This is a genomic window from Bradyrhizobium sp. Unk1 (assembly GCF_059512345.1).
Genome location: NZ_JCAMOP010000005.1, coordinates 208107 through 230306, shown reverse-complemented (window position 1 = coordinate 230306; position 22200 = coordinate 208107). Strand labels below are relative to the sequence as shown.

Genomic DNA, 22200 nt, shown 5'->3' with positions numbered 1-22200 from the left:
CGGTGGTGATTATGAGGTGCGGCGCGCCGCCATGAGATCGCGATAGAGCTCGGCATAGTCGCCGGCGCGGTTGCGCCAGGAGACGTCGGTCGCAAGGCCGCTCAATTGCAGCCGGCGCCAGGTCGCCTTGTTGCGGAAGGCGGTGCTGGCCTTGCGCAGCGTTCCGGCGAGGGCCTCTGCCGTGACGGGCGCGAACTTGAAGCCGGTCGCGTCGCGGTCCGATGTGTTGGCCTCGCCGATATCGACGATGGTGTCTTCGAGGCCGCCGACGCGCGACACGATCGGCACTGCGCCATAGCGTAGCGCGTAGAGCTGGGTCAGGCCGCACGGCTCGAACCGCGACGGCACGATGAGCGCGTCCGATCCGGCCTGGATCAGGTGCGCCAGAATCTCGTCATAGCCGATCACGACGCCGATCCGCCCGGGGTTCGCGCGGGCGACCGCCTGATAGCGCTCCTGGAGATCGCGATCGCCGCTGCCGAGCAGCGCGAGCTGCATGCCGTCGCCCAAAATGGTCGGAATGGCCTCGAGCAGGAGATCGAGCCCCTTCTGCCAGGACAGGCGGCTGATGACGCCGAGCAACGGCGCCTCGTCCGAGGAATCGAGATTGAACTGTTGCTGAAGCACCGCCTTGTTCGCGGCGCGGAACGTAAGATCCTCCGCGCCGAAGCGGTAGGCGATGTGCGGATCGGTTTGCGGATTCCACACGTCGATGTCGATGCCGTTGAGGATGCCGCTCAGCACATCAGCGCGTTCGCGCAGCAGGCCGCCGAGCCCCATGCCGCCTTCGTCGCTCTGGATCTCCTGCGCATAGGTCGGGGACACCGTGGTGATGCGATCGGCGAGTTGAAGCCCGGCCTTGAGGAAGCTGATGCCGCCGAAATATTCGAGGCCGCGAACGTCGAAGGAGTCCCAGGGCAGGCCGATCGAACCGATCAGCTCAGGAGCGAACTTGCCCTGATAGGCCATGTTGTGGATGGTCATCACGGTGCCGGGCCGCGGACGGTTGTCATAGTGCAGATAAGCGGGCGCAAGCCCCGCCTGCCAGTCATGGGCGTGCACGACATCGGGCACGAACGCAGGGACGAGGCCGTGGCCGATGTCGGCGGCGATGCGTGACAGCGCGGCGAAGCGCAGGCCATTGTCGGGCCAGTCGACGCCCTCGGGTGTGACGTAGGGATTGCCCGGCCGCGCATAGAGATGCGGCACGTCGAGCACGAACAGATCGAGCCCGTCATGCGAGCCGGCGAGCAGGCGTCCGGGGCCGCCGAAATAATCCGGCCAGCGCCGGATTTCGCCGGTTCCCGCCAGCATCCGCATCACGTCGGGATAGCCCGGCATCAGCGTGCGCATCTCGACGCCGTGCGCCTTCAGCGCAAGCGGCAGTGCGCCGGCGACATCCGCGAGGCCGCCGGTCTTGACGATCGGGTAGACTTCAGAGGCGACCGCGAGGACGCGAACAGGCGTCATGTATTGAGCCTGTCGAGCATTGTCTGGGTGATGAGCGAAATGCCCTGCTCGGTGGTGCGGAAGCGCTTGGCGTCGAGTTCGGGGTCCTCGCCGACGACGAGCCCTTCGGGGATTTCGACGCCGCGGTCGATCACGACGTTCTTCAAGCGAGCGCCGCGGCCGACGTTCACGTAGGGCATGATCACGGCGTTCTCGACAGTGGCGTAGGAGTTGACGCGCACGCCGGTGAACAGCAGCGAGCGGCGCAGCGAGGCGCCGGAGATGATGCAGCCGCCCGAGACCAGCGAGCTCACGGCCTGGCCGCGCCGGCTCTCCTCGTCATGGACGAACTTGGCGGGTGGCGTGATCTCCGCATAGGACCAGATCGGCCAGGCGCGGTCGAACAGGTCGAGCTCCGGCACGACGTCGGTGAGGTCGATGTTCGCGGCCCAATAGGCGTCGACCGTGCCGGCATCGCGCCAGTAGGCGCGGGGATCGCTGCCCGAGCGTACGCAGGAGGTCGAGAATTGATGCGCGATGGCGCGGCCGTTCTTGACGATATAGGGGATGATGTCCTTGCCGAAATCGTGACTGGAGTTCGTATCCTCGGCGTCGCGCTTGAGCTGGTCGAACAGGAATTTCGTATCGAACACGTAGATGCCCATGCTGGCGAGCGAGACGTCCGGCTTGCCCGGCATCGGCGGCGGATCCTTGGGCTTCTCGAGGAACTGCTGGATCCAGCCGTTCTCGTCGACATGCATGATGCCGAAGCCGGAGGATTCCGCGCGCGGCATTTCGAGGCAGCCGACCGTGACGTCGGCGCCGCTGTCGACGTGCTGGCGCAGCATCACCTCGTAGTCCATCTTGTAGATGTGGTCGCCGGCGAGTACGACGATGAAGCGGGCGTTGTGCGACTCGATGATGTCGATGTTCTGATAGATCGCATCCGCCGTGCCGACATACCACATGTTCTCCGAGACGCGCTGACTGGCCGGGAGGATGTCAAAACTCTCGTTGCGTTCGGGGCGGAAGAAGTTCCAGCCCATCTGAAGGTGCCGGATCAGGCTGTGCGCCTTGTACTGGGTCGCGACCGCGATCCGGCGGATGCCGGAATTCACCGCGTTCGACAGCGCGAAATCGATGATGCGGGACTTGCCGCCGAAATAGACCGCGGGCTTGGCGCGCCGGTCGGTCAGTTCCAGGAGCCGGCTGCCGCGTCCGCCGGCCAGGACGAACGCCAGCGCCTGACGGGCAAGCGGCTCGGGTCTCGCGGCACTCATGTCATCCTCCCACAACCTTGGCGCTTCGCGAGACGCCTCCCGGCCGCGCACATTGGAACCGATAGTAACGGCACGAATAGTAAATCGGGAAGGTGCTTGTTGGTTGCGAACGCCCGGGAAGCTTAATGCTTTGCTGTGGCCTCCGGCTCTGTCGCACCAGTGTCATTTCCGTGCGGGCACTGGCGTTGGCCGGACCACAATCGAGGCATGCGCGGGTATTCTTGTGCGGTGCACGCAATGCAGGCTGTGACTTTCGGAGGCTTTGACTTGGCGCAAGGATGCCCGATCATGGCCTTGCGATCCTTTTCCAAACGAAACGTCAGACAGGGAGCAAGACGATGAGTATCTGGAAAACCGCAATTGCCTGTTCGCTGGCGGGCGCGGTGATGGCCGGCCAAATCGAGCAAGCGGCAGCGGCTCCGCTGCCGACCAACGTCGCGACCATGAAGGCCGCCGTCGGTGACGATGTCACCCCGGTGTATTGGCGCGGCCGAGGCTGGGGTGGAGGAGGCTGGGGATGGGGCGCAGGAGGCCTCCTCGCCGGAGCCATCATCGGCGGCGCCATCGCGAGCAGCGCGCCCTATGGTTACTATGGCGGCGGCCCGTATTACGGCGGTTATGGTTATGGAGCGGGCTACGGCTATGGCTACGCACCGTCCTATGGCTATGCGCCGGCCTATTACGGCGGCTACGGGCCGAGCTATGGGTATGGCGGCTACTACGCGCGTCCCCGCTACTACGGCTATCGTCCATATTACGGCCCTCGCTACGGCTACGACCGGCCGTACCGGGCCTATGGATATTGGTAAGGACCCTGCGCGGCTAGAGCGAGAGCCACACGATCAGGCTCATGCAGGCGAGATGCGCCAGCACGATCGCGGCGAGATGCAGCGGGCCGGCCTTGAGGCTGGACTTGCGCATCCCGCCGCGCCCCGCGCTAGTTTGACCCCGCGGCCGCGGCTGTAAAGCTGCGGTCCACGGCTTTGCTCACGTCGAGCGTCTTCGGCAGGATGCCGTAGCGCGTCGAGCGGTCGGAGGCTTCCTGCACCTCCTTCACCACGTTCTGGTCGATCACGATCGGGCTGGTGCGCTGCGCGGTGTAGGCCGACAGCAGCACGTCCTCCGGCAGTTTGGTCAGTTCGGCCGTGCTCTTGGCGTATTCGCCAAGATGATCCAGCGACCATAGCCGCGCCTTGTTCAGCCGCTGCACGAGGTCCTGCACCGCCGCGCGCTTGGTGGCGATGGCGTTGTCGGAGGCCACGATGAAGGTGATGGTCGGCGTCAGGCCTTCGCCGTCGGCGATCACGCGGGCCTTGTCCTTCAGCGTCGCGAACGAGACGTAGGGCTCCCACACCGCCCATGCATCGATCGAGCCGGCGACGAGTGCGATTTTGGCGTCGACCGGGCCGAGCGGCGCGAAGGTCGCGTCCTCCAGCTTGATCTGCGCCTTCTCCAGCGTCGCGTCGATCAGGAACTGGCCCCAGCCGCCGCGCGTGCCGGCGAGGCGTTTGCCCTTGAGATCGGCGGCCGACTTGATCGGCGAATCCTGGCGCACGAGGATCGCTTGCGTCTTCGCATCCGACCTGGTGCCGCCGATCGCCTTGATCGGCGCGCCGGCCGCATAGACCGAGAGGAAGGAGAGATCGCCGGTGTAGCCGACGTCGAGCGCGCCGGCGTTCAGTGCTTCCAGGATCGGAGCGGCGGCAGGGAATTCCGACCATTCGATTCTGTAGGGCAGGTCCTTCGCATAGCCGGAGATTTCGAGCAGCGAGCGGTTGCCGCCCTTCTGGTCGCCGACGCGCAGCACGACGGTGTCGGCCGCGAACGAGGCGGCCGCGGTCGACAAGGTGATGGCTGCGGCGAACAGCGATGCTGCGAGCCGGCGTGTGATGGAATGGTCGTCGAAGTTGATGCTCATGTGGCCTGTCTTGTTGCTTTGCCCACGACGCGTGAGCGAGCGATGCAGCGAGACGACCAAGTCTATGACGGCGCGATGCGCAGTCAATGAAATGGCTATCCGTATTGCGGATGCGTCGGGCAATGACGTTTCAGCGTAGCGCCGCTTTCGAGAACGCACCGCGTGCGCGGCAGGCGATGCGCAAGAATGATGCAGGCTGCGGAGTCGCGACGCATCGTTGCAAGATGATGCAGCAACGAAAATCGTTGCATCGCTGTCCCGTGCGCTGATGGAGAGAATGACCTCGCTTCGCGCCACATTCGAAATTCCATTTCATTGACGATGCGGCGGGCGCGCCGCATGATTTGCGCATCGCATCAAAGCGGCGCGGGAAGCGCCGGCGAAAATTATTCTCTCAACGCAGCTCCGTACGGAACATGCGCAACGCGAGACGTTGCGAATGGCGGAGCTGTGCCAGCGCAGGAGTGGGGACTGATGGGCAACGACAACAAGCGCAGCGGATCGGGCCTCGACCGGCGTCATTTGCTGCAGGCGGGGCTTGCGGCGGCATTTGCCGCGCCGCTTGGTGCCTTTGGTGCAGCACAGGCCTTTGCGCCCCAGGCGATCGCGCCCGGTGTCGACTTGTCGGAGTTTCCGCTGTGCCGGACGGCCGCGGATGGCCCCGTCCTCACCGGCGCGCCGCGCAAGCTGAAATTGTCGTGGAACGCGGGCGCGGTCTGTCTCGCCCCGGTGCCCGTCGCCATCGAGCACGGCTTCTTCCAGAAGCACAATCTCGACATCGAGCTCATCAACTATTCCGGCTCGACCGATCAGCTGCTCGAGGCGATCGCGACGGGAAAGAGCGATGCCGGGCTCGGCATGGCGCTGCGTTGGCTCAAGCCGCTGGAGCAGGGCTTTGACGTCAAGATCGCCGCCGGCACCCATGGCGGCTGCATGCGCGTCCTGACCCGCGCCGACTCCAGCGTGAGCAAGCTCGCCGACCTCAAGGGCAAGATCGTCGCGGTCGGCGACCTCGGTGGCCCCGACAAGAACTTCTTCTCCGTCCAGCTCGCCAAGCTCGGTATCGATCCCAACAAGGATGTCGACTGGCGCGCCTATCCCGGCAATCTTCTCAACGTCGCCGTGGAGAAGGGCGAGGTGCAGGCCTTCCTGTCGTCCGATCCGCTGGGCTATCTCTGGCTCAAGGACAGCCAGTACAAGGAAGTCGCTTCCAACCTCGACGGCGAATATCGCGACAAGAGCTGCTGCATCCTCGGCCTGCGCGGCAGCCTGGTGCGCGAGGAGCCGCAAGTCGCGCGCGCCCTCACACAGGCGCTGCTCGATGCCGCGATGTTCACCGCGCGGAACCCGACCGTGACGGCGAAGTCGTTCCAGCCTTATGCGCCGAAGACAGCGTCGCTCGCCGACATCGAGGGCATGGTGCGCTACCACACCCACCATCATCATCCCGTCGGTGAAGCGCTCAAGCGCGAGCTGAAGTCCTATGCCGACGATTTGAAGAGCGTCCAGGTCTTCAAGCAGAGCACCGATACGGCCAAATTCGCGGAGCGCATCTATGTCGACGTATTCGCTGTCTGACGGCCTCGCCTCCGGCGCGCCGCGCCTCTCGCGCACGCCGGTCCTTGCGAGCTGGGTCCGGGAATCCGGCGTCGGCATTCTCGCCAGCGTCGCGTGGATCGCGTTCGGCCTGTCCTGCCTGTGGTGGGAGGATGTCGGCGACTGGTCGCGGACGCACTCGCTCGGCATCGCCGCCTTCATCGTTGCCGCAATCGCCTTGTTCGGCACCGTCGGCGCCGACTATCTGGGGACCGCGGGTAAGGCCTTGCGCCAGCGCGCGCCCTGGCTCGTGGCGCTCGGGGCATTCCTGACATTATGGGAGGTTGCCACCGCAAAGTTTGCGTGGCTGCCGCTGCCGTTCTTCCCGCCGCCGCAGTCGATCATCGAGGTCTATACCGACGATTTGCCAAAGCTGCTCGACAGCGTGTTCGCCTCGGTCAAGCTGCAGCTTGGCGGCTATCTGATCGGCGCCACGGTCGGCTTCCTGACCGGCGTCTCGATCGGCTGGTCGCGCGCGGTCGGCTATTGGATGCATCCGGTGCTGCGCTTCATCGGCCCGCTGCCGGCAACCGCCTGGCTGCCGATTGCCTTCTTCACGTTTCCGTCGAGCTGGAGCGCCTCGACCTTCCTGATCGCGCTCGCGACCGGCTTCCCGGTCACCGTCTTGACCTGGTCCGGCGTCGCGAGCGTCAGCAACGCCTATTACGACGTCGCGCGCACGCTCGGTGCAAAGCCGTCCTTCCTGGTGCTGAAGGTCGCGATCCCCGCGGCACTCCCGCACGTCTTCGTCGGCCTGTTCATGGGCCTCGGCTCGTCCTTCGCCGTGCTGGTCGTGGCCGAAATGATCGGCGTGAAGGCTGGGCTCGGCTGGTACCTGCAATGGGCGCAGGGCTGGGCCGCCTACGCCAACATGTATGCGGCGCTGATCGTGATGTCGCTGCTCTGCTCCGGCGCCATCACGCTGCTGTTCGCGATCCGCGATCGCCTGCTGGTCTGGCAGAAGGGGACCGTGAAATGGTAGCGGCAACCGCACTGGCCGAAATCGCGCCCCCGCCGGCCGCCGGCGCCGCGCTCGACATCGAGCAGGTCAGCCACGCCTTCAACATCGATGGCACTGAGCTGCCTGTTCTCAGCGACGTCAGCATCTCCGTGGAGCCGGGCGAATTCGTTGCGTTGCTCGGCCCCTCCGGCTGCGGCAAGTCCACGTTTTTGAGGCTCGTCGCCGGCCTCGACAAGCCCAAGGCTGGAACGTTGCGCGAGGACGAGGCGCGCATCACCCGGCCGCATCCGTCGCGCGTCGTCGTGTTCCAGGATCCGACCCTTTTTCCCTGGCGGTCGGTCTGGGACAATGTCGCCCTGGGCCTCGAGGCCCAGGGCATTTTAAAAAGCCAGCGTCACCGCGTCGATGCTGCGCTCGATCTCGTCGGCCTTGCGTCCTTCCGCAATGCTTATCCGCATCAGCTCTCCGGCGGCATGGCGCAGCGCGTCGCGCTTGCGCGGGCGCTCGTGAATGATCCAAAAATCCTGATCCTCGACGAGCCGCTCGGCAAGCTCGACTCGCTGACCCGCATCACCATGCAGGCCGAGCTCGTCTCGCTCTGGCAGCGCAAGGGCTTTACCACGCTGCTGGTGACGCACGACGCCGAGGAGGCGCTGGTGCTCGCCAACCGCGTCATCGTGTTCAGCGACCGTCCGGCGCGGGTGAAGGCCGACATCCGTGTCGACCGACCCTATCCGCGCCATCGCGGCGATCCATATCTGGCCGATCTTCGCCGCCAGATCCTTGGTCTCCTGGGGTTAGACGCCACATGGTGACGTCCGTAGCCAAGGGCCGGGCGGCCCATAGCGAACCCGATTACATCGCGCGCGCCGAAGCGCTGGCCGAAGGTTTTGCTGCGCGCGCCGCCGAGCATGATCGCGCCGGCAGCTTTCCCTTCGCGAATTTTCGCGAGCTGTCCGAGGCGGGTCTGCTGTCGCTGACGGTGCCGGCCGTTCATGGCGGGGCCGGTACGGGCGCACGATACGCCGCGCGGGTCATCGGCATCATCGGCAAGGCCGATTCCTCGACCGCGTTGGTGCTGTCGATGCACTACATCAACCATCTGGTGATGGGGCGCAGCCCGACCTGGCCGGCGAAGCTCTCGCGCAAGCTTGCGCGTGAGAGCGTCGAGGGCCTCGCGCTCGTCAACGCGCTCCGCGTCGAGCCCGAGCTCGGCTCGCCCGCGCGCGGCGGCCTGCCGGCGACGATCGCGCGCCGCACCGAGACCGGCTGGCGCCTCACCGGCCACAAGATCTATTCGACGGGATCGCCGATTCTGAAATGGTATCTGGTCTGGGCCCGGACCGACGAAGCCGAGCCGCGCGTCGGCCAGTTCCTGGTACCGGCGGGACTGCCGGGCACCCGCATCGTCGAGACCTGGGATCATCACGGCTTGCGCGCCAGCGGCAGCCACGACGTCATCTTCGACGACGTCGTGATCCCGCTGGATGCCGAGGTCGATGTCCGCAATCCCCAGGAGTGGCGTGCGCCCGACATCGCGCAGGCGACCGTCCACACGGTGTTTGTCGCGGCGATCTATGACGGCATTGCCCGTGCCGCGCGCGACTGGTTGGTCTCGTTCCTGAAGCAGCGCGTTCCCGCCAGCCTCGGCGCGCCGCTTGCGACCTTGCCGCGGGCGCAGGAGATCCTCGGTGCCATCGAGGCCAGGCTCGCGGTCAATGCGCGGCTGATCGAGACGTTCGCCCGCGACTTCGACGACGGCGTCGATCTCTCCACCGGCGAATCCAACGTGATCAAGCTGACGGTGACCAACAACGCCGTCGCCGTGGTCGAGGATGCCTTGTCGCTGACCGGCAATCACGGCCTGTCCCGCACGAATCCGCTGGAGCGGCACTATCGCGATGTCCTGTGCGGCCGCGTGCACACGCCGCAGGACGACGCCACCCGCACCGGCCTCGGCCGCGCCGCATTGGGCCTTTAGATTTCCGCCAAACAATCAGGGAGACGATCATGTCGGTCGAGTTCATCGGCTTTATCGCTAACAGCAATGCTTCCGAGACCATCGTGCGCCAGGGTCCGGTGCTCGATCCACCCTATATCGAGACCGTCGCGAAGGCGCACGAGCTTGCCGGTTTCGACCGTGCGCTGCTGGCGTTCCATTCGACCACGCCGGACGCGCTCCAGGTCGCGCAGCACGTGCTGACCATCACCAAGAAGCTCAAGGTGATGATTGCGCAGCGGCCGGGCTTTACCGCGCCGACGCTCTTGGCGCGCCAACTCGCGACGCTTGACCAATTCTATGGCGGCCGCGTCTCACTGCACGTCATCACCGGTGGCAATGCGACCGAGCTCAGGCAGGACGGCAACACGCTCGACGACAAGGACGAGCGTTACGCCCGCACCAGCGAATTCCTCGATGTGGTACGGCTGGAATGGACCAGCGAGAAGCCGTTCAACTACAGCGGCAAGTACTACAAGGTCGAGAACGGCTTTTCGCAGGTCAAGCCGCTGCAGAAGGGTGGCATCTACACCTTCGTCGGCGGCGGCTCCGACGCAGCGATCGAGGTCGCCGGCAAGCATGCCGACACCTTTGCGCTGTGGGGGGAATCCTATGTGCAGGTGCGCGACGTCACCTCCCGCGTCCACAACGCGGCGGTTCGTCAGGGACGGCCGACGCCGCGTTTCAGCCTCTCGGTGCGGCCGATCATCGCGCCGACCGAGAAGCAGGCCTGGGAGAAGGCGGAAGAGATTTTGGCGCGCGCCACCGCGCTCCAGGACAAGACCGGCTATCGCAAGCCTGCCGATGGCCATGCCACGGCCGGCGCGCGGCGCCTGCTCGCGCTCGCCGACCAGGGCAGCCGCATCGACAAGCGGCTCTGGACCGAGATCGCAAAGCTCACCGGCGCCAACAGCAACACCACCGCGCTGGTCGGCACGCCCGAGCAAGTCGCCGAAGTGTTCGGCGACTATTACGATCTCGGTATCAGCCACTTCCTGATCCGCGGCTTCGATCCGCTGATCGACGCCATCGAATATGGCCGTGAGCTGATCCCGTTGACGCGCGAGCTGGTCGCCAAGCGACAGGCCGTTCGCGGTGAGGCCGCGGAATGATCCGCCTCATGCTGGCCGGCGCGCTGCTGTTCGGCTCGTTCGAGCTCGCGGCAGCGCAAACCACCTTGCGTGTCGGCGATCAGAAGGGCAATTCGCAGGCCGTGATGGAAGCGGCAGGCGTGCTCAAGGACGTCCCGTACAAGATCGAGTGGAAGGAGTTTCCGGCAGCGGCACCGCTGCTGGAAGCGCTCAGCGCCGGCGCGATCGAGACCGGGCTCGTGGGCGATGCGCCCTTCACCTTTGCCGCCGCCTCGGGTGCGCCGGTGAAGGCGATCGCCGCGATCCGGCAGACGCGCGAAGGGCTCGCGATCCTCGTGCCGGAGAATTCGCCGATCAAGACGTTCGCCGATCTGCGCGGCAAGAAGATCGCAACCGGCCGCGGCTCGATTGGTCATCAGTTGATCCTGGCTGCGCTGGAGAAGAACGGTTGGAGTGCGTCCGACGTGCAGATCGCGTTCCTGGCGCCGTCCGATGCCAAGATCGCCTACACGCAAGGCTCGGTCGATGCCTGGTCGACCTGGGAGCCGTATGTGAGCCAGGAGGAGGTGCTGTTCAAATCGCGCCGCGTCATCACCTCGGAGGGCCTGACCCCGGGGCTGAGCTTTCAGGTCGCACGGCCCGACGCGATCCGCAACAAGCGTGCGGAGCTGACCGACTTCATCCGGCGCCTTACGGCGGCGCGGGCGTGGTCGCTGAGCAACGTCGACAGCTATGCCGCGACCTGGGGCAGGCTGATGAACATCCCGACCGCCGTGCCGCAGAACTGGCTGTCGCGCGCAAAGATCCGCATTGCGCCGATCGACGACGGCGTTGTCGCGGACGAGCAGAGCACGATCGACCTCTATTTCCGTTGGGGCCTGATCAAGGAGAAGCTCGATGCGGCCGAGATCGTGGATCGGTCTTTTGCGGACGCGATCGCCAAGGCGGGGCTGTAGCGAACACTCTCATGTCCCGGATGCGGCGCTTTCCCTCTCCCCTTGTGGGAGAGGGTGGCTCGCCGCGTAGCGGCGAGACGGGTGAGGGGTCTCTCTCCGCGTACTCCATCTCTCCCTGTTGAGTTCGCGGATAGAGACCCCTCATCCGGCGCCATAGCCGAAGCTATGCTTCGGCGTTCTTAAGAACGGCGGCCGAAGGCCGCCTATGCCACCTTCTCCCACAAGGGGAGAAGGAAGAAACGCTCTCACGGGCGCCTCAAGGGCTCGTGAGGAAAGGAGGAGGTTTCCAGCTCGATCGGCTTCCTCGAAACGTTCTTTCTGCATTCGTGGCTCCCGACAACACCCTCATTGCTATTTGCACCACCTCTCTTGCACCGCGCCGCATCCCGTCAAAAATCACACAGACGACCACATCGGGAGACCGGCCATGGGCCTGCAAGAAACAAAAATCGAATCGCTTCCCTTCGTCACTGCTGAACTCAACTACCTCGCGCCGGTTTCCGGCAAGCCGCGCACATATGCTTTCGATCCGCCGCCGGGCGAGCCCAAGAGCACGTCGTTGCCGGAGCCGCATCAGGTCCCGATCTTCGATGCGCGGCTGATCGCGAACAACATCTCGCTCGATCGCGAGGGTTTTACGCTGGTGCGTCACCCGACGCAGGTGAAAGACTTTTACAACGACGAGGAAATCCGCACCGTCTATTATCCCGCCGTCGAGGCCTTTTTGCGCGCGACGTTGAAGGCCGACCGGGTCGTCATCTTCGATCATACCGTGCGCAGGCGTGTCGAGGGGGCGGCGGATATTCGCGACGGCGGCCCGCGCCAGCCTGCGACGCGCGTCCATGTAGACCAGACCGCGATCTCCGGCGCCAACCGCGTGCGCGAGCATCTGCCCGACGAAGCCGACGCGCTGTTGAAGGGGCGTGTGCAGGTGATCAATCTCTGGCGGCCGATCCGTGGTCCCTTGCGCGATTCACCGCTGGCGATGGCCGACGGCACGACGGTGGCGCCCGACGATCTCGTCGCCTCCGATCTGATCTATCCCAATCGCCGCGGCGAGACCTATTCGGTGAAGTACAATCCGAACCACCGCTGGTTCTATTTTCCGGAGATGACGCCGGACGAGGCGCTGCTGCTCAAATGCTATGATTCCGCAACCGACGGCCGGACGCGGTTCGGGCCGCATACGGCCTTCGTCGATCCGACCACGCCGGCCGATGCGGCTCCGCGTGAAAGCATCGAGGTCCGCACGCTGGTGTTCCATAAATAGTAACAATGTGTGATGGCACTGCCGGGCGCGCCCGGCAGTGTTCCAGGAACTTACCGGAACAAATCGACGTTTGCAGCGCCAGGCAGGTTAACCGGGAGCGGTGCCGTGCGAACGCAGACGACGTTATTCTTCAGTCTGGCCATTTTTTCGCTTTCTGCATTTTCCGCCGCACAAGCCGAAAACGGGCTTGCCTCATACTACGGTTACGGAAAAGCCGGTAAGGGCGGCGAGCTGACCTGCGCCCATCGCACGCGTCCGTTCGGCACCGTGCTGAGGGTGTCCTACGGCAGCCGGTCGATCCAGTGCCGCGTCAATGACCGCGGCCCCTTCATCCGCGGCCGGATCGTCGATCTCTCGGTGCCGGCGGCCAAAGCGCTCGGCATGATGAGCGCCGGCGTGGTGCGGGTCTCGGTGGAATAGGCTGGCCGTCACGCTATAGTGCCGCCCAACGCAAGGGTAAGGGGGGCGTAATGGCCAGGATTCGGGTGGGACTTGTCGGCTGCGGCTTCGTGTCGGAGCTGCATATGTATGCGTTCCGCCGCGTCTACGGTGTGGATGTCGAGGTCGCGGCGGTCGCGGCGCGCGGCGATCATGTCGTCGAATTCGCCGGCCGCCACGGGATTCCACGGGTCTATCGCAGCTTTGCCGAACTGATCGCGGACCGCGAGCTCGATGTCATCGACATCTGCACCCCGCCCAATCTCCATGCCGACATGATCGTCGCCAGCATGCAGGCCGGCAAGCACGTGATCTGCGAGAAGCCGTTCGCCGGCTATTTCGGCCGTGCAGGCGACGCGCAGCCGATCGGCAAGCATGTGCCGAAGGCGCGGATGTATGAGCGGGTGCTGGAGGAGATGGACGCGACCCGCGCCGCGATCGAGCGCACCGGAAAACTCTTCATGTATGCGGAGGATTGGGTCTACGCGCCCGCGGTGACCAAGACCGCGGAGATCATCAGGGCGACCAAAGACAAGATCCTGTTCATGAAGGGCGAGGAGAGTCATTCCGGCTCGCATGCGGCGCATGCCGCACAATGGGCGATGACCGGCGGCGGCTCGCTGATCCGCATGGGCTGCCATCCGCTCTCGGCCGTGCTTTATCTCAAGCAGGTGGAGGCCAAAGCGCGCGGCGAAACCATCCGCGTCGCCAGTGTCACCGGCGACGTCGGCAACGTCACGGCCGTCCTGAAGCCCGAGGAGCGCACCTACATCAAGGCCAATCCGGTCGATGTCGAAGATTGGGGCACGCTGACGGCGACCTTCTCCGACGGCACCAAGGCGACCGTGTTTTCCGGCGACATGATCATGGGCGGCGTGCGCAATCTGATCGAAACCTACACCTCCGGCGGTTCGCTGTTCGCCAACATCACCCCGAACACTCATCTGATGAGCTACCAGACCAGCGAGGAGAAGCTCGCCAGCGTCTACATCACCGAGAAGGTCGACCGCAAAACCGGCTGGCAATATGTCTGCCTCGAGGAGGAGTGGACACGCGGCTATCTCCAGGAGATCCAGGACTTCATGGAATGCGCGGCGAGCGGACGGCAGCCGCTGTCGGACCTCGCGCTGGCGTATGAGACGATCAAGGTGAACTACGCGGGCTACTGGGCCGCGGAGGAGGGACGGCGGGTGGTGTTGTAGGGTACGGCTCCGTTACCCTCCCCTGGAGGGGGAGGGTCGATCGCGCGAAGCGCGAGCGGGGTGGGGTGATCTCTCAAATCGGGCAGTGTCCGTGAGGAGAGATCACCCCACCCCGCAACGCATTCCGCTCCGCTGCATGCGTTGCGACCCTCCCCCTCCAGGGGAGGGTGGCACCGTCCGCATCACCTCACGCCCCGTAGGTCGAACCCTTCGGCAGCGGAAACACCGGGTCCTGCGTGCGGATATTCGTCGGCCACACCACCGAGATGTGCTCGCCGGCGTTCTGCATCACCACCGGGGTCGAGCGCTCGTTCTGGCCCGACATCGGCGTGCCCGGCGGGAAGAATTTTACGCCGTAGCCCTGGATGGTGCCGCCGGCGGGAATGTCGACGTCGAGCGCGGCCTTGCGGATGGCCTCGGGATCGAAGCTGCCGTATTTCTCCTTGGCGACCGGCAGCACGTTGTTGAGCAGCAACCAGGTCTGGTTGAAGCCCATCGAGCAGTGCGGCGGCACTTCGGTCGCGCCGGTCTTGGCCTTGTAGCGCGTGACCATGGCGTTGGTCAGATCGCCGATACCCGGCGCGAGCTTCGCCGGATCGAGCAATTGCGCCGGTACCGGATCGATGTTGCAGAAATTGTCGATGTCGGCGCCGAAGGTCGCACGCAGCTTGTCGAGCTGGCTGTAGCCGGCGCCGGCGCCGAACAGCATCTTGAAGCGCAATCCGCTCTCGCGCGCCTGGCGCAGGAACAGGGTGATGTCGGGGTTGTAACCGGCATGCGAGATCACGTCGGCCTTGGCGCGCTTGATTTTCGTGACGAGCACCGAGAGGTCGGGCGCCGAAGCGGAGTAGCCTTCGCGCAGGACCACCTGGATGCCGGCCTGCTTGGCGTAGGCCTCGTCGGCCGCCGCGACGCCGACGCCATAGGGGCCGTCCTCGTGGATCAGCGCGACCTTGACGTCCTTCGGATCCATGCCGAGCTTGCCTTGCGCGTGCTCGGCGAGGAAGCTCGCGAAGGCCTGGCCATACTGGTCGGAATGGATCTGCGCGCGAAACACGTATTGCAGGTTCTTGTCCTTGAACACGGCGGTCGAGACCGCCGTCGTGATCCAGAGGATCTTCTTCTGCTGCTCGACCTTGGCGGCGAGCGGCACCGCATGCGAGCTCGCATAGACGCCGTTGAGGATGTCGATCTTCTCCTGACTGATCAGGCGCTCGGCCTCGTTGATCGCAACGTCGGGTTTGCTCTGGGAATCCGCGGCGACCGGAACAATCTTGGTCTTGCCGCCGACACCGCCTTTCTCGTTGACGAGATCGATCGCGATCTGCGCGCCGATTGACGAGGCGACCGAGCCGCCTGCGGCAAATGGGCCGGTGAGGTCGTAGATCAGGCCGATGCGCAGATTCTCGGCTTGCGCCTGGGCCCGGGTCCAATCGAGGCTGAGTGCAGCGGCGGCAGCCGCAGTGCTCTTCAGCAGCTGCCTGCGTGAAGTCGGCATCCTATCCTCCCTCAAAACCCGTCTGTTGATTGGTCTTGTTATTCTTTTGCGAATTATGGGGAGCGGGACGATGGAAAGTCAACATGGCGAAAGTCGGGGTCTGTTCTCCCGACGCCGAACGCAAATGCGAAATGGGTGGCGAGACCGCGCGCTACTGCTTCAAGCGGCGTGCAAGATAGCCCGCGGTTTTGCCGCCGGCCTTGGCGACCTGATGCGGTGTCCCCGCTGCGACGATATTGCCGCCCTCGTCACCGGCGCCGGGGCCGAGATCGATGATCCAGTCGCTGCAAGAGACGACATCCATGTCATGTTCGACCACGACCACGCTGTTGCCGGCATCCACGATCCGCTCGAGCTGCGCGATCAGCCGCTCGACATCGCGCGGGTGAAGGCCGGTGGTCGGCTCGTCCAGGACATAGAGCGTGTGCCCACGTTGCGGGCGCATCAGCTCGGTCGCCAGCTTGATGCGCTGGGCTTCACCACCGGACAGTTCGGTGGCGGACTGACCGAGCCGGATATAGCCGAGGCCGACCTCGCGGACGACCGATAGCGACCGGTTCAGTGTGGAATCGTCGCGGAAGAAGTCGAAGGCCTCGTCGACGCGCATCGCCAGAACATCCGCGATCGATTTGCCGCGAATCTTCACCTCGAGCGTCTTGTCGTTGTAGCGCGCGCCGTTACAGGTCGGGCAGGGCGCATAGACGCTCGGCAGGAACAGAAGCTCGACGCAGACGAAACCTTCGCCCTCGCAGGTCGCGCAGCGGCCCTTCGCGACATTGAACGAGAAGCGTCCGGCATCGTAGCGGCGAGACTTTGCCTGCGGCGTCGCCGCGAACAGCTTTCGCACATGGTCGAACAGGCCGGTATAGGTCGCAAGGTTGGATCGCGGCGTGCGGCCGATCGGCTTCTGATCCACCACGACGAGGCGATCGACCTGGTCGAGGCCGGCGACGATCTTGCCGCCCGATGTCTCGACCGTGGGCGCCAGGCTGTCGTCGTCCGCTTCGGCGGCAAGCGTGTGGCCGAGATGGCCGGCCACGGCATCGACGAGGAATTGGCTGATCAGGCTCGACTTGCCGGAGCCCGACACGCCCGTGATGCTGGCGAAGACGCGCAGCGGGATGTCGACGTCGAGGCCGCGGAGATTGTTGCGGACCACACCCCTGATCTTCAGATGCCCCTTCGGCTCGCGACGGACCGCCGGCAGCTTCTTTCGTGGATGGGCGAGATAATCGGCGGTTCGCGATTGCTCGATCTCGCCGAGCCCCGCGGGCGGTCCGCTATAGAGGATGAGCCCGCCACCTTCGCCGGCGTCGGGCCCGACGTCCACCAGCCAGTCGGCATGCCTGATCACCTCGATCTCGTGTTCGACGACGAAGATCGAATTTCCGGCATGCTTCAGCCGGTCCAGCGCCCGCAGCAGCGCCTCGGTGTCGGCGGGATGCAGGCCGGCGGAGGGCTCGTCGAGCACGTAGACGACGCCGAACAGGTTCGAGCGAACCTGCGTCGCGAGCCGCAGCCGCTGCAATTCACCCGGGGATAGCGTCGGCGTGCTGCGCTCGCAGGCGAGATAGCCCAGGCCGAGGTCGAGCAGGACAGCGAGGCGCGCCGACAGATCCTCGCAGATGCGTTTGGCGACGATGGTCTTCTCTGACCTGTCCGCTGAGGCTTTTGCGAACGGCTTGATCAATTCCTGCAGCTGCTTGAGCGGCAGATGCGACATCTCGGCGATATTGAGACCGGCGAACTTCACCTTGAGCGCCTCGGGCTTCAGCCGGGTGCCATGGCAGGTCGGGCAGTCCCGGGTGATCATGAATTGCGCGACGCGGCGCTTCATCATCGCGCTCTCGGACTTGGCGTAGGTCTGCATCGCGTAACGCTTCGCGCCGGTGAACGTGCCCTGGTAGCTCGGCTCCTCCTTGCGGCGCAGGGCCCGTTTGACCTCAGTGGCGTCGTAACCGGCATAGACCGGAACGGTCGGCTGCTCTTCGGTGAACAGGATCCAGTCGCGGTCCTTCTTGGAAAGCTCGCGCCATGGCTTGTCCACGTCGTAGCCCAGCGTCGTCAGGATGTCCCGGAGGTTCTGGCCCTGCCAGGCGCTCGGCCATGCCGCGATCGCGCGCTCGCGGATTGTCTTGGTGTCATCAGGCACCATGGACTTCTCGGTGACGTCGAGCATCCTGCCGATGCCATGACAGGTCGGGCAGGCGCCCTCCGGCGTGTTCGGCGAAAACGCCTCCGCATAGAGCATGGGTTGTCCGCGCGGATAATCCCCGGCGCGGGAATAGAGCATTCTGAGCAAATTCGAGATGGTCGTCACGCTGCCGACGGACGATCTCGTCGTCGGCGCGCCGCGCTGCTGCTGGAGCGCAACGGCGGGCGGCAGGCCTTCGATGTCGTCGACCTCAGGAATCTGCATCTGATGAAACAGCCGCCGCGCGTAGGGCGACACCGATTCCAGATAACGCCGTTGCGCCTCGGCGTAGATCGTTCCAAAGGCGAGTGAGGATTTCCCGGAGCCCGACACGCCTGTGAACACGACGAGGGCGTTGCGGGGAATTCTGACGTCGACGTTCCTGAGGTTGTGCTCGCGCGCGCCCCGAACCCGGACGAAGCCATCGTCCTGCATCAGGCTATCGGGTTGTCTCGGTCGGTCGTCCATCTCGCTCCTCCGGCCCTGCGGACAAGGACCCGCATGGCACATGCTAACCGCAAGATCGCAGGATGGGTCCTCCAATGCCAGTGCGCCAGTTCCGTTCTGCACAAAGCGAAGGCCCGTCGCGGTGATCGCGACGGGCCTTGCACGAGGTGAAGCACTTGGGTGCCGGCTGGTCCAGCGCTAGGCGCCGGATGTTACTGCGACAGCTTCACGAAGGCGGGAAACTTCAGCATGCCTTCCGCGATCTTCTCGGGCCAGACCACGACCTGCTTGCTGTCCTGCCACTGGAAGACGAGGCCGGACACGGTCGTGGGACCGGACTTGATGCCGTGGGTGAACTCGTCGTCCTTGCCGTAGAACTGGATGCGGCCGATCGTGCCCTCGTAGTCGGTCTTCTCCAGTTCTGCGACCATCTTGTCGGGATCGGTCGAGCCTGCGCGCTTGATCGCTTCGGTGATGAAGTAGACCTCGTCATAGGCGGTATAGCCGGTATAGGCCGGCGGCGTGCCGAACTTGGCCTTGAAGGCGGCCGCGAACGGTTTTGTCTTGGCGGTCACGGCAACATCGGGTGTTGCCACGGCCAGCGACGGCACGCCGTCGGCGGCGCCATTGGTGTCCTTCCAGAAGGTCGGGCTCAGCGCCTGCGCGCTGATGCCGAACATCGGAATCGGCACCTGCTGGTTCTTCCACTGCACCGTCGGCTGCACGCCGACATGCGAGATGCCGGTGACGATCACGTCAGGCTTCTTGCCCTCGATGTTGTTGAAGATCGGCGTGAAGTCGGTGGTATCGGGCGAGAAGCGTACATGCTCCACGACCTTCAGGCCCGCCTTGGGCAGGCAGGCCTCGTAGCCGACGTCGAGCGGCTTGGTCCAGGCCGCGTCCTCGCTCATGATCGCGACCGTCTTGAACTTGAGCTTGTCGACCAGCAGATCCTTGGCGGCGTCGCAGACGAGCTGGGCCTGGGCGGCCGAGGTCAGATAGCCGTGGAAAGTGTACTTGTTCTTCTCGTAGTCGTTGTGGATCGCCTTGGTGATCTCGTTCGAGGCGGCGCCCGGCGTGATCAGCGGAATTTTCAGCCGTGCCGCCCAGGGTTCGAGCGCCAGCACGACCTCGCTGATATAGCTCGCGATCACGGCCGACACCTTGTCCTCGCTCACCGCGCGCTGGAACGCGCGCACCGAGTCGGCCGACGAGCTCTTGTTGTCATAGGTGACGATCTCGACCTTGCGGCCGAGAATGCCGCCCTTGGCATTGATCTCGTCGGCCGCGATCTGCGCGCCGCCGGGCGTCGCGGCACCCGCGATCGACTGCACTTCGGCGATGACGCCGATCTTGATCGGGTCGTTCGACTGCGCGTAGGCGGGCGCGGCGAGGCACAGGGCCAGCGCGGAGGCGAGAAGGAAGTGGCTGCTTAGATTCGTCGATGGTCGCATGGTCGTTTCCCTTTGCTTGTTTTGTTATTGATACGCGCGAATTAGAGAAAATCGGCGCCGGCTTCGCTCGCGAAGCGGCCGGGATCTCCCTCCCAAACGATCCGCGCATGCTCCAGCACATAGACGCGGTCGGCATGCGGCAGCGCGAAGGTGACGTTCTGCTCGCCGAGCAGCACCGTGATCGCGGTGGTCTGCCGCAGCTTCGTCAGCGCCTTGGACAATTGCTCGAGGATGACGGGAGCGAGGCCCAGCGTCGGCTCGTCCAGGATCAGAATCTGCGGCTGCATCATCAACGCGCGGCCGATCGCGAGCATCTGCTGCTCGCCGCCGGAGAGCGTTTGTGCCATCTGGCCCTGGCGCTCCTTCAGGATCGGGAACAGCTCGAACAGCCAGGCAAGCTGCGCCGCGCGCTTGTCGTCGGAGAGATGCTGGCCGCCGAGGTCGAGATTTTCGCGCACGCTCATCTCGCCGAACAGCTCGCGCGATTCCGGGCATTGCACGATGCCACTGCGCGCGATTTTCGCCGGGCTCGTGCCACGCAGTCTGTCGCCGCCGCGCACGATCTCGCCGCTATAGGGCAGGAAGCCGGAGATGGTGTTGAACAGCGTGGTCTTGCCGGCGCCGTTGAGGCCGACGATTGAGACGAACTCGCCCTCGTGGACGTGGATCGAGACGTTCTCCAGCGCCTGCGCCTTGCCGTAGAACACGCTGACATTCTCGACCTGGAGCAGCGGCACCTTGTCCTTGAAGCTGGTCTCGGGCCGCGCATGGGTCTCGATGGCGCCGCCGAGATAGACCCGGCGCACCGTCTCGTTCTTCATGACATCGTCGGCCTTGCCGGTGACGATTTCCTCGCCGAGATACATCGCGAGCACGCGGTCGACCAGCGCGGCGACGCTCTTGACGTTGTGGTCGACCAGCATCACGGCGCGGCCCTCGTCGCGAAAGCTGCGGATCAGGTCGGAGAAGACGTCGACCTCCGCCCGCGTCAGACCCGCGAAGGGCTCGTCCACCAGCACCACTTTCGGGTCACGCGCGATCGCTTTGGCAAGCTCGAGTCGACGCAAATCGGCAAACGGCAGCGTCGGCGGACGGCGGTTCATGACGTTGCCGAGCCCAACGCGGTCGGCGATCCATTTGGCGCGCTCGACCAGCGCCTTGTCCGGGAACAGCATGAACAGGCTGTCCGGCAGCAGCGCGACCATGATGTTCTCCAGCACCGTCTGCCGGTTCAGCGGCCGCGAGTGCTGGAACACCATGCCAAAGCCTTTGCGCGCGATCTTGTGCGCGGGGAGACCGGCGACGTTCTCGCCCTCGAAGATGACTTCGCCCGATGTCGGGCGTTCGATGCCCATCACGCTCTTCATCGCGGTCGATTTGCCGGAGCCGTTCGGCCCGATCAGGCCGAAGATCTCGCCGGCGTTCACCTCGAAGCCGAGGTTCTTCACCGCCGTCAATCCACCAAAGCGTTTCGTCAGGCCGCGGACGTCGAGCACGGGCCGGTTTGCGATCATATCCATCACGAGCGCGCCTCACGCGAGAGGGCTGCTCCGAGGAAGCCGCCGGGGAAGAACAGCACGACGAGGAGCGCGACCGCCGAGACGATGAAGGTCGCGAGCTCGCCGGTGGGGCGCAGGAATTCGCCGGCGACGATCAGGAAGATCGCGCCGAGCGCGGCGCCAAGCACGGTGCGCCGGCCGCCGAGCACGGCCGAGACGATCACGTTCACACCGACCGCGACGTCGACGACGGTGCCGACCGAGGCGGTGCCGAAATAGAACACCAGCAGCGCGCCGGATAAACCAGAGAAGAATGCGCTGACGATGAAGGCGGCGAGCTTGTGCTTGACGATGTTGAAGCCGAGCGCGCCGGCCTGCACCGGATCCTGGCCGCTGGCCTGGAGCACGAGGCCTATCGGCGATTGCGACAGGCCGTAGAGGATCGCCGCCGAGATCGTCATGAAGCCGAGCGCGATCCAGTAATTGGCGCCGGCGTTGATGGTGATGACGTCGGGGATGGTCAGGCCGATCTCGCCGCCGGTGAGATCGGCGAACACCACGATGAAATTCTGCAACATCAACACCGCGACCAGCGTGGTCAGGCCGAAATACGGCCCGCGCACGCGCAAAGCCGGCAGCGCCAGAACGAGGCCCGCGATGACGGAGGCCAGCGCCCCCAGCACGATGCAGAGATAGACCGACCAGCCGAACTGGGAATTCAAAATGCCGGCGGTGTAGGCACCGACGCCGATCAGGAAGGTGGGCCCGAAATTGACCTCGCCCGCGAAGCCGAACAGCAGGTCCCAGGCCATCGCGAACACGCCGAAATAGAACGCGACGGTGAGCAGGCCGAGCACATAGCCGGAGACGTAGAGCGGCAGCGTCGCTGCGATGATGACGAGCGCGACCGAGATGAAGAACAGGCGGGAGGTGAAGAAGGTGGACATC

At 64.9% G+C, this 22200-nt stretch carries 18 protein-coding genes; 10 read left to right on the top strand and 8 right to left on the bottom strand.

Annotation, left to right across the window (positions count from 1 at the left end; all coding sequences use genetic code 11):
- Window positions 1–9: 9 nt before the first annotated feature.
- Both glgA and glgC read right to left on the bottom strand, forming a co-directional pair.
- Complete coding sequence (gene glgA, locus AC5ZFO_RS08525; protein ID WP_282520645.1) at window positions 10–1470, bottom strand: glycogen synthase GlgA; 1461 nt, start codon at window positions 1468–1470, stop codon at window positions 10–12.
- The gene (glgC, locus tag AC5ZFO_RS08520; RefSeq protein WP_282520646.1) at window positions 1467–2729 is read right to left on the bottom strand and encodes a glucose-1-phosphate adenylyltransferase; all 1263 of its coding nucleotides are present in this window, start codon (window positions 2727–2729) and stop codon (window positions 1467–1469) included. The genes glgA and glgC overlap by 4 nt, the downstream gene beginning before the upstream one ends.
- 338 nt (window positions 2730–3067) lie before the next feature.
- On the opposite strand from glgC, the gene AC5ZFO_RS08515 reads away from it, so the two are divergent.
- Window positions 3068–3538, top strand: a complete 471-nt coding sequence (locus AC5ZFO_RS08515; RefSeq protein WP_282520647.1) for a hypothetical protein — start codon at window positions 3068–3070, stop codon at window positions 3536–3538.
- 128 nt (window positions 3539–3666) lie between these two features.
- On the opposite strand, the gene AC5ZFO_RS08510 is transcribed toward AC5ZFO_RS08515, so the two are convergent.
- Window positions 3667–4647 (bottom strand): ABC transporter substrate-binding protein, encoded by a 981-nt coding sequence (locus tag AC5ZFO_RS08510; RefSeq protein ID WP_282520648.1) that lies wholly within the window; start codon window positions 4645–4647, stop codon window positions 3667–3669.
- 474 nt (window positions 4648–5121) lie between these two features.
- Here AC5ZFO_RS08510 and AC5ZFO_RS08505 point away from each other — a divergent pair, with 474 nt between their 5' ends.
- The 9 genes from AC5ZFO_RS08505 to AC5ZFO_RS08465 all read left to right on the top strand — a co-directional run bounded on the left by AC5ZFO_RS08505 (window position 5122) and on the right by AC5ZFO_RS08465 (window position 14160).
- Window positions 5122–6225: an ABC transporter substrate-binding protein gene (locus tag AC5ZFO_RS08505; RefSeq protein ID WP_282520649.1), complete on the top strand. Its 1104-nt coding sequence runs from the start codon at window positions 5122–5124 to the stop codon at window positions 6223–6225.
- Window positions 6203–7225, top strand: coding sequence for an ABC transporter permease (locus AC5ZFO_RS08500; RefSeq protein ID WP_496121952.1), 1023 nt, complete (start codon window positions 6203–6205; stop codon window positions 7223–7225). The genes AC5ZFO_RS08505 and AC5ZFO_RS08500 overlap by 23 nt, the downstream gene beginning before the upstream one ends.
- Window positions 7219–8019, top strand: a complete 801-nt coding sequence (locus AC5ZFO_RS08495; protein ID WP_282520651.1) for an ABC transporter ATP-binding protein — start codon at window positions 7219–7221, stop codon at window positions 8017–8019. Before AC5ZFO_RS08500 ends, AC5ZFO_RS08495 begins: the two co-directional genes overlap by 7 nt.
- The gene (locus AC5ZFO_RS08490; protein WP_282520652.1) at window positions 8013–9185 is read left to right on the top strand and encodes an acyl-CoA dehydrogenase family protein; all 1173 of its coding nucleotides are present in this window, start codon (window positions 8013–8015) and stop codon (window positions 9183–9185) included. The genes AC5ZFO_RS08495 and AC5ZFO_RS08490 overlap by 7 nt, the downstream gene beginning before the upstream one ends.
- Before the next feature lie 29 nt (window positions 9186–9214).
- On the top strand, window positions 9215–10315 hold the full coding sequence (locus AC5ZFO_RS08485) for an LLM class flavin-dependent oxidoreductase (protein ID WP_282520653.1): 1101 nt from the start codon (window positions 9215–9217) through the stop codon (window positions 10313–10315).
- Window positions 10312–11250 carry an ABC transporter substrate-binding protein gene (locus AC5ZFO_RS08480; RefSeq protein WP_496121951.1) on the top strand — a complete coding sequence of 313 codons (939 nt, stop codon included), beginning with the start codon at window positions 10312–10314 and terminating at the stop codon, window positions 11248–11250. The genes AC5ZFO_RS08485 and AC5ZFO_RS08480 overlap by 4 nt, the downstream gene beginning before the upstream one ends.
- Before the next feature lie 427 nt (window positions 11251–11677).
- Entirely contained in the window at window positions 11678–12520 is an 843-nt protein-coding gene (locus AC5ZFO_RS08475; protein ID WP_496121950.1) for a CmcJ/NvfI family oxidoreductase, read from the top strand.
- Window positions 12521–12625: 105 nt separating this feature from the next.
- A complete protein-coding gene (locus AC5ZFO_RS08470; protein ID WP_282520656.1) occupies window positions 12626–12940 on the top strand; it encodes a septal ring lytic transglycosylase RlpA family protein in 315 nt (104 codons plus the stop codon).
- A gap of 50 nt (window positions 12941–12990) precedes the next feature.
- Window positions 12991–14160, top strand: coding sequence for a Gfo/Idh/MocA family protein (locus AC5ZFO_RS08465; protein WP_496121949.1), 1170 nt, complete (start codon window positions 12991–12993; stop codon window positions 14158–14160).
- A 187-nt stretch (window positions 14161–14347) separates the two neighbouring features.
- Here the strand turns inward: AC5ZFO_RS08465 and AC5ZFO_RS08460 are convergent, their stop codons facing one another.
- From AC5ZFO_RS08460 to AC5ZFO_RS08440, 5 genes are all read right to left on the bottom strand, one after another.
- The gene (locus AC5ZFO_RS08460) at window positions 14348–15658 is read right to left on the bottom strand and encodes an ABC transporter substrate-binding protein (RefSeq protein ID WP_282520658.1); all 1311 of its coding nucleotides are present in this window, start codon (window positions 15656–15658) and stop codon (window positions 14348–14350) included.
- Between the two features lie 151 nt (window positions 15659–15809).
- Window positions 15810–18320 carry an excinuclease ABC subunit UvrA gene (uvrA, locus tag AC5ZFO_RS08455; RefSeq protein ID WP_496121948.1) on the bottom strand — a complete coding sequence of 837 codons (2511 nt, stop codon included), beginning with the start codon at window positions 18318–18320 and terminating at the stop codon, window positions 15810–15812.
- Between the two features lie 191 nt (window positions 18321–18511).
- Window positions 18512–19753, bottom strand: coding sequence for an ABC transporter substrate-binding protein (locus AC5ZFO_RS08450; protein ID WP_282520660.1), 1242 nt, complete (start codon window positions 19751–19753; stop codon window positions 18512–18514).
- Window positions 19754–19794: 41 nt separating this feature from the next.
- Window positions 19795–21273, bottom strand: coding sequence for an ATP-binding cassette domain-containing protein (locus AC5ZFO_RS08445; RefSeq protein WP_282520661.1), 1479 nt, complete (start codon window positions 21271–21273; stop codon window positions 19795–19797).
- Window positions 21273–22199 (bottom strand): branched-chain amino acid ABC transporter permease, encoded by a 927-nt coding sequence (locus AC5ZFO_RS08440; RefSeq protein WP_496121947.1) that lies wholly within the window; start codon window positions 22197–22199, stop codon window positions 21273–21275. Before AC5ZFO_RS08440 ends, AC5ZFO_RS08445 begins: the two co-directional genes overlap by 1 nt.
- Window position 22200 lies beyond the last annotated feature (1 nt).